This is a genomic window from Pseudomonas sp. O39 (genome assembly GCF_045447295.1).
In the GTDB taxonomy this organism is placed as follows: Bacteria; Pseudomonadota; Gammaproteobacteria; order Pseudomonadales; family Pseudomonadaceae; genus Aquipseudomonas; species Aquipseudomonas antarctica_A.
Genome location: NZ_JBJGXV010000037.1, coordinates 23,023 through 31,040 on the forward strand (window position 1 = coordinate 23,023; position 8,018 = coordinate 31,040).

The 8,018-nt window shown below is 60.6% G+C and carries 7 protein-coding genes; 4 read left to right on the plus strand and 3 right to left on the minus strand.

Annotated elements, in window-relative coordinates; genetic code table 11:
* Window positions 1-93 precede the first annotated feature (93 nt).
* Window positions 94-717: an HAD family hydrolase gene (locus ACI77D_RS28375; RefSeq protein WP_407017982.1), complete on the plus strand. Its 624-nt coding sequence runs from the start codon at window positions 94-96 to the stop codon at window positions 715-717.
* Here the strand turns inward: ACI77D_RS28375 and ACI77D_RS28380 are convergent.
* Window positions 714-1,619, minus strand: coding sequence for a LysR family transcriptional regulator (locus tag ACI77D_RS28380; protein ID WP_407017983.1), 906 nt, complete (start codon window positions 1,617-1,619; stop codon window positions 714-716). The genes ACI77D_RS28375 and ACI77D_RS28380 overlap by 4 nt on opposite strands.
* A gap of 103 nt (window positions 1,620-1,722) precedes the next feature.
* Here ACI77D_RS28380 and ACI77D_RS28385 point away from each other — a divergent pair, with 103 nt between their 5' ends.
* A complete protein-coding gene (locus ACI77D_RS28385; protein WP_407017984.1) occupies window positions 1,723-2,892 on the plus strand; it encodes an aspartate aminotransferase family protein in 1,170 nt (389 codons plus the stop codon).
* Window positions 2,893-3,010: 118 nt separating this feature from the next.
* Here ACI77D_RS28385 and punR read toward each other — a convergent pair whose 3' ends face one another.
* Window positions 3,011-3,925, minus strand: a complete 915-nt coding sequence (gene punR, locus ACI77D_RS28390; RefSeq protein WP_221294249.1) for a DNA-binding transcriptional activator PunR — start codon at window positions 3,923-3,925, stop codon at window positions 3,011-3,013.
* A 122-nt stretch (window positions 3,926-4,047) separates the two neighbouring features.
* Between punR and punC the strand changes: the two genes are divergently transcribed.
* Window positions 4,048-5,232 (plus strand): purine nucleoside transporter PunC, encoded by a 1,185-nt coding sequence (gene punC, locus ACI77D_RS28395; protein WP_064451469.1) that lies wholly within the window; start codon window positions 4,048-4,050, stop codon window positions 5,230-5,232.
* A gap of 129 nt (window positions 5,233-5,361) precedes the next feature.
* On the opposite strand, the gene ACI77D_RS28400 is transcribed toward punC, so the two are convergent.
* Window positions 5,362-6,195, minus strand: coding sequence for a nucleoside-binding protein (locus ACI77D_RS28400; protein WP_407017985.1), 834 nt, complete (start codon window positions 6,193-6,195; stop codon window positions 5,362-5,364).
* 158 nt (window positions 6,196-6,353) lie between these two features.
* Between ACI77D_RS28400 and ACI77D_RS28405 the strand changes: the two genes are divergently transcribed.
* Window positions 6,354-7,856, plus strand: a complete 1,503-nt coding sequence (locus tag ACI77D_RS28405; RefSeq protein ID WP_064451471.1) for a nucleobase:cation symporter-2 family protein — start codon at window positions 6,354-6,356, stop codon at window positions 7,854-7,856.
* The last annotated feature ends 162 nt before the right edge of the window (window positions 7,857-8,018 follow it).

Sequence of the window (8,018 nt, forward strand, 5' to 3'; positions counted from 1 at the left end):
AATCGGAACCCTCCTACATTCCTTCGCGCTCCCACCCTCGCTCACAATCTGCCAGACTCCTGCGGCTATCAAGCCACGCCAACGGAGGATCTGATGACGATTCGTGCAGTAGTTTTTGATTTCGGCGGTGTCCTGTTCGACTGGAACCCGCAGCACCTCTACCGCAAGCTGATTACCGACGATCACGAGCGGCAACACTTTCTCGAGACCATTTGCACCCAAGCCTGGAACACCGAGCAGGACGCCGGCCGCAGCCTGGCCGAAGGCACGCGCCACCTGATCGAGCAATACCCGCAACACCAACCTCTCATCCAAGCCTATTACGACCGCTGGCACGAGATGTTGCGCGGCTCATTGCCGGAAGGCGTGGCCATTCTCGAAGGTCTGCATCACGCCAATATGCCGTTGTTCGGGTTGACCAACTGGTCGGCTGAAACCTTCCCTTATGCGCGGGCCAACTACCCGTTCCTGCAATATTTGCGCGACATTGTGGTCTCGGGCGAGTTGAAGCTGATCAAGCCGGACCCCGCGATTTATCACGCCAGCCTCGCCCAGGTACGTGCCCATCTGCCGGATATTCAACCCAGTGAAGTCGTGTTTATCGACGATGTTGCCGGCAATATCGACGCCGCTGTCGCACTCGGCTGGCAGGGCATTCACCATGTGTCGGCCGAGCGTACTGCGGCACGTTTGCGTGAGTTGGGCGTGAGCTTCTAGCGCGCCCATTTTTCCATGGCGAAATCCACGAAGGCGCGCAGTTTGGGCAGGCGGTAGCGGTCCTGTCGGTAGAGCAGGTGCATGGGGCGGCAGGGCAGTTGGTAGGTGGTTAACAAGGCCACCAGCTTGCCGCTCTCCAGGTTCGGTTGCACCAGGGCATCGGCCAGCATGATGATGCCCATGCCGTTTACGGCCGCCTGGCGCAAGCCTTGCGAGCTATTGATGGTCAATGAGCCAGACACCGGAACCTCAACCTCGCCTTCCTCGCCGGTCATGCGCCACAGTTTGTCGGTGTCACGCCAGTTGTCGTTCGCCGGGTAGGCGAACGCCAGGCAGTCATGGTGCTGCAGGTCGTTGGGTGTCTGCGGCGTGCCGCGTCGCGCCAGGTACTCAGGTGATGCGCAAAGGGTCAGGGTGTAGGCCTGCATGGGCCGGGCGATCAGGCTGGAGGTCTCCAGCTCGCCGAGTCGGATCGCCACGTCGAAGCCGCTGTCGACCAGGTCCATCCGTTCGTTGCTCAGCACCACGTACAGGTCGATCAGCGGGTAGCGCTGGGAAAATTCGCTCAGGGCGGGCGTCAGGCGTTCGGTGCCGAATACCGGGGGCGCGGTGATCCGCAGGCTGCCTTTGGGGGTTTCGCTGTGGGCCTGCTCCGCCAGCAGCTCGGAGTCGGCCACCAGCCCCAGCACCTCCAGGCAACGCTGGTAATACTGCCCGCCGAACTCCGTGAGGCTTTGTTTACGGGTGGTGCGCTTGAGCAGGCTGACCCCCAGCCGTTGTTCCAGCGCGCGCAAATGATTGCCCACCATGGTGGTCGACATCCCGCATTCCTGCGCGGCGGCGGTCATGCTGCCGGCCTCCACCACTTTCACGTACACCGACATCGCCTGGAACAGATCCATTATCAAACCCTGGTTTAAAGTCATTGCAGGAATGTGCAGTTTATCCAGCTCAGGTGGCTAACGATACTGCACCCATCCCAACGATGCACTGGAGCCTGCCACCATGACCGCCGCCTGCCTGATGACCACGTATCAACCCTTGGCCCTGAGCTTCACTCGTGGCCTGGGCACGCGCCTGTGGGACCAGCAGGGCCGTGAATACCTCGACGCGGTGGCGGGTGTGGCGGTGACCAATGTCGGGCATTCCCACCCCAGGCTGGTGACGGCCATCAGTGAACAGGCGGGCCTGCTGCTGCACACGTCCAACCTCTACAGCATTGACTGGCAGCAGCGCCTGGCCCAGCGGCTGACGCAGTTGTCCGGCCTGGACCGCGCGTTCTTCAACAATTCCGGCGCCGAAGCCAACGAGACGGCGCTGAAGCTGGCACGGTTGCATGGCTGGAAAAAAGGCATCGAAGAGCCGTTGGTGGTGGTGATGGAAAACGCGTTTCACGGGCGTACCCTGGGCACCATGGCGGCCAGCGACGGGCCTTCGGTGCGTCTGGGCTTTCAGCGTTTGCCGGGGGATTTTCTTAAGGTGGGTTTTGGCGATCTGGCGGCACTGGAAGCCCTCACTCACGCGTTCGGCCCACGCATTGCGGCGGTGCTGCTGGAACCCATCCAGGGCGAAAGTGGCGTGATACCCGCACCGCCCGGCTACCTGAAAGCCCTGCGCGAGCATTGCTCGCGCCACGGCTGGCTGATGATGCTGGATGAAATACAGACCGGCATCGGCCGCACCGGCACCTGGTTTGCATTCCAGCATGAAGGCATTGTTCCGGACGTGATGACCCTGGCCAAAGGCCTCGGCAACGGCGTGCCCATCGGCGCCTGCCTGGCACGCGCCACGGTGGCCGAGTTGTTCACGCCGGGCAGCCACGGCAGCACGTTCGGCGGCAACCCGCTGGCCTGCCGCGTGGGCTGCACCGTGCTGGATATCATTGAAGAGCAGGGCTTGCTGCAGAACGCTGCGCAACAGGGCGCGCGCCTGCTGTCGCGGTTGCGGGTGGAGTTGAGCGAGCATCCGCAGGTGGCGGCGATTCGTGGGCAGGGTTTGATGATTGGCATCGAGTTGGCCCGCCCGTATCGCGACCTTGCCCAGCGTGCGGCTCAGGAGCACGGGCTATTGATCAATGTGACGCGTGGCAAAATCATTCGCCTGCTACCGCCGCTGACGCTGGATGCCAAAGAGGTCGAGATGATCGTGCGGGCCATTACCCGCTTATTGGACTGAAACCCGATCAGCTGTGGGAGCTGGCTTGCCTGCGATAGCGATCTGTCTGTGCCAAATGTAGGGGCTGGTACACCGCTATCGCCGGCAAGCCAGCTGCCACAGTTGAGCTGCGTGACTTTCAGCCATCCGGGCCATTCAGCCATTCCTGGTTCATCGTCTCGGTATCGCCCAGATACTCCAGCAACCACGCCATTGCCGGGGACAGCTTGTTCTGTGCCCAGGCCACGCACGACGGGCTGGCCGGGAACGGCCGGCTTAATTGCAATGCCACCAGCTCACTGCGCTCGATCCACGGCAACACCTGATGCGCCGGGGCCATGCCGACACACAGGCCATCGCGCAGGCAATCAATGGCCGAGGCCCAATTGGGCACCACCAGTCGGCGTTGGTTATCCAGGGTCCAGGTATCGCGCTTGGGCAGGTTGCGCGAGGTGTCGGTCATGCAGAGAGAGGCGAACGGGCGCAATTGGTCGTCACTGAGCAAACCCGCCACCGTCGCCAGCGGGTGCTTCGCGCTGACCACACACAGCCAGTTCAACAACCCCATGTCGCGAAACGTGAAGTGGCTGGCCACCGGCACCGCGCTGGTGGCGCCGATCACGATGTCGGTGCGCTCATCGGCCAGGGCGTCCCACACGCCGTTGTACACCTCGTATTCCAGCAGCAATTCCACTTCGGGAAACTGCCGATAGAAATCCAGCACCAGCTGCCGACAGCGCTGGGGTTTGACAATAGAGTCCACGGCCACCTTCAATTGGCCACTCCAGCCATTCGCCACCTGCTGGCACAAACGTCGTGTGCCGAGCATTTTTTTCATCACGCCGCGGGCTTCGTCTATAAATAAACGGCCGGCCGGGGTCAGTTCTACGTCGCGATGGCGCCGCACAAACAATGGCACCGCCAGCCATTCCTCAAGCTGGCGCACCGTGTAGCTGATGGCCGACGGCACGCGATGCAGTTCCTGCGCGGCGGCGCTGAAGCTGCCGTGGCGCGCCACGGCATCAACAACATCCAGCGAGTATTCAGACCACATTAAAGGTGCCTTCAAAATATTTGATAAGAGTGTCCAATTATTATCGCTTCACACAGAAACTGTCAGCTTCATAATGGGCGCCAGTCAGCAAATAGTTTGATGGCAGGATTAACAAGGCTTCAATGAAAAATTCTTTTGGTTTTACCTGGTATCTGGCGGGGCTGAGCATGCTCGGTTATCTCGCCATGGACATGTACTTGCCGGCGTTCGGCGCAATGGGCGAGCAGTTACAGATTGGTGCGGGCGCCGTGGGCGCCAGCTTGAGCATTTTCCTCGCCGGGTTTGCGGTGGGGCAGTTGCTGTGGGGGCCGTTGTCCGATCGCCTGGGGCGCAAGCCGATCCTGGTGACGGGCTTGAGCCTGTTTGTGTTGGGTTGCCTGGGCATGTTCTGGGTCGAAACGGCGCCGCAACTGTTGGCGCTGCGCTTTATGCAGGCAATTGGCGTGTGTTCTGCCGCTGTCAGTTGGCAGGCGTTGGTGATTGACCGCTACCCGGCTGACAAGGCCCATCGCGTGTTCGCCAGCATCATGCCGTTGATGTCGCTGTCGCCGGCCCTGGCGCCGCTGCTGGGCGCAATGGTGTTGAATCACTTTGGTTGGCAGGCGATCTTCGGGGTGTTGCTGGGCGTGTCGCTGCTGTTGCTGCTGCCGACGTTGTTCCTGCGCAAGATGCCGAAACGTCGGGCAGAAGAGGGCGAACCTTCGCGCCTCGGCTATGGGCAGTTGCTGACCTCCCGCGTGTTTACCGGCAACGTGATGATCTTCGCCGCGTGCTCGGCCAGTTTCTTCGCCTGGCTGACTGCTTCGCCCTTCATCCTCGGCGATATGGGCTACAGCCCGAACGACATTGGCCTGAGCTACGTTCTGCCGACCTTGGCTTTTCTGGTGGGTGGCTACAGTTGCCGCAGCGCGTTGCAGCATTGCCAGGGCAAAGTCTTGCTGCCTTGGTTGCTGGTGGCTTATTGCATCAGCATGGTGGCGCTGTACCTCGTCGCGACCTTGACCGTGCCGACCCTGACCACCTTGCTGATTCCCTTCTGCCTGATGGCCTTGGTCAACGGTGCGAGCTACCCGATCGTGGTGGCGAATGCGCTGATGCCCTTTGCGGAAAATTCCGGCAAGGCCGCTGCACTGCAGAACACCCTGCAACTGGGGCTGTGCTTTCTGAGCAGCTTGCTGGTGTCGTCGATGATCGATCAGCCGTTGCTGATCACCGTGATCGTGATGCTCGCCACCGCGCCATTGGCCGTGTTGGGTTACTGGCTGGCGCGACCGAAGGCAGACAATTCGGAACTGGCTAACGCCTGAGCTGATGTGGGAGCTGGCTTGTCGGACCGTCGAACCGCTGCGATTGTATCGACTCGGTGCTCCTGATGTATCGAGTTGACCGCATCGCAGGCAAGCCAGCTCCCACCGTTTGATTCGGTTTCTCCCGTGCTAGAACGTCACTTCCATATTCACCGTCGGCGTCGATGTCCGCGTGCCCAGCCCGCCATCCACGCCAAACTTGTTGTGCCAGTATTCATAACCCACCCCGAGATACAGGTTCGGCTTCACGCTTTTACCGGGCCGAACCGCCACCATCAGCGCGGTGCGCATCAGGGTTTCCGGCGCGGTGTCGCGGCCATGGTAGTCCTCACCCTTATCCCCGACGTAATTGATAAACCCCTGGAATTTCGCCGCGTGGTTGGCGATTTCAAAAGGGCGCAGCCACGTCAGGTTGAGCATGTAGGTGTCGTCGAAGGTGTGATTCGACTCTTGTGCGCCGGGGATGCCGGTGTGGTTCCTTTCCTTGTAGTAGATCAGGCTCAGGTCCAGCACGCCGACCGTGTTGAACTTCAAGGTCGGGCCGATGACGAGTGCGCGCTTTTTGGCTGAGGCAACGTTGTTGTTGCGGTTGGCGTCGAAGCCCAGGGTCAGGGCGTAATCCTTGATCAGCCCGGTGCCCAGCGGCTCATCAAATACCCGTGAGGCATACAACTGGTGCCGGTACACCGCGTAGACCTCGCTGCCACCCCGGTCGGTGCCCTTGCGCGGGTCATGGCTGTCGGACAGGAACACATCGAGGTTCAGATAGTTGCTGCCGTACTGGTAGCCGCTGGCATGGGTAAAGCTGTAGATGCGCTTGCTGAAATCGTCGGGGTTATTTGGATTGGTGAAGTGTTGGCCGTAGCGAAATCCTGCGCTGTTGTTCATCCATTCCACCGCGACAGCCTCCCCACCGCCGAGAAGGGTCAATGCAACGGTTGCGCCCTGTAATGCCTTTTTCATTGTTTCAGGTCCTTTGGCGTTCTGGCTCATGACGGCCGAATTGTTTTTGTAACGCCGACGGAGGGTATCTTGTTCGATTGATTGTATACAACTCTATGGACACGCAGTCCAAACATTGCATACAGTGCTCGCACAACAAAAACAGAGAACTCCTCACCATGACTATCCCGAAGGCGTCACCGCAGCGGCCAGAAGATGAGAATCTTGGCGTCGCCGCCAACATGGCTTACGGCCTGCAGCATGTGCTCACCATGTACGGCGGCATCGTCGCTGTACCGTTGATCGTCGGCCAGGCGGCCGGTTTGTCGCCGGCGGATATCGGCCTGTTGATCGCCGCATCGCTGTTTGCCGGTGGCCTGGCCACGTTGCTGCAAACCCTTGGCCTGCCGTTTTTCGGCTGCCAACTGCCGCTGGTGCAGGGCGTGTCGTTTGCCGGTGTGGCGACGATGGTGGCGATTGTCGGCAGTGATGGCGCAGGCGGGGTGCCGGCGATTCTCGGGGCGGTGATGGCCGCGTCGTTTATTGGCTTATTGATTACGCCGGTGTTCTCACGGATCACCAAGTTCTTCCCGCCGCTGGTGACCGGCATCGTGATCACCACCATCGGCCTCACATTAATGCCCGTGGCGGCGCGCTGGGCCATGGGCGGCAATAGCCGTGCGGCGGATTTCGGCAGCATGGCGAACGTCGGCCTGGCCGCGCTGACACTGGCGTTGGTGTTGCTGCTGAGCAAGATCGGCAGCGCGACGATTTCGCGTTTGTCGATCCTGCTGGCCATGGTGATTGGCACCGTGATTGCGGTGTTCCTCGGCATGGCGGATTTCTCCGGCGTGGCCCAGGGCCCGATGTTCGGTTTCCCCACACCCTTTCATTTTGGCGTGCCGACCTTCCATGTGGCGGCGATCATTTCCATGTGTATCGTGGTGATGGTGACCTTGGTGGAAACCTCGGCGGACATTCTGGCGGTCGGTGAGATCATCGATACCAAGGTCGATTCCAAGCGCCTCGGCAACGGCTTGCGCGCCGATATGCTATCGAGCATGTTCGCGCCGATCTTCGGGTCATTCACCCAGAGTGCGTTCGCCCAGAACGTCGGCCTGGTGGCGGTGACCGGGGTGAAGAGTCGGTTTGTGGTGGCAACGGGCGGGGTGTTCCTGGTAGTGCTCGGCCTGCTGCCCTTTATGGGCCGGGTGATTGCGGCAGTGCCGACATCGGTGCTGGGCGGTGCCGGGATTGTGCTGTTTGGCACGGTGGCGGCCAGTGGTATTCGCACGCTGTCCAAGGTGGATTACCGCAATAACATGAACCTGATCATCGTCGCAACGAGCATCGGTTTCGGCATGATCCCCATCGCTGCACCGAACTTTTACGACCACTTCCCAACCTGGTTCGCGACGATTTTCCATTCGGGGATCAGTTCGTCGGCGATCATGGCGATCCTGTTGAATCTGGCGTTCAACCACTTTACCGCCGGCAACTCGGATCAGCAGTCGGTGTTTGTGGCGGGGACTGAGCGCAGTGTGTACTTCCACGATGTGGCGGCATTGCGCGATGGGGATTACTTCAGCGGCGGTAAGATGTTTGATGCCGAAGGGAAGGAGATTCCGGTGCTGGCCGAGGTGCCCAGGAAGTCCGTAAAACCTGAGACCACTGAAGTTTGAAGGGTGGGAGGTGGTTTGCCTGCGATGGGCATAGGTCTTTACGCAACGCTTTGGGAGGCTCTGAGCCTGTGAGGCGTTTCGGTGGATTGAGTACATATCCGTTGCTGCGGTAACGGCTGCTTGGGGTTCCGCCCTTACGGCGGGTCACTTTTGGCAAACGCC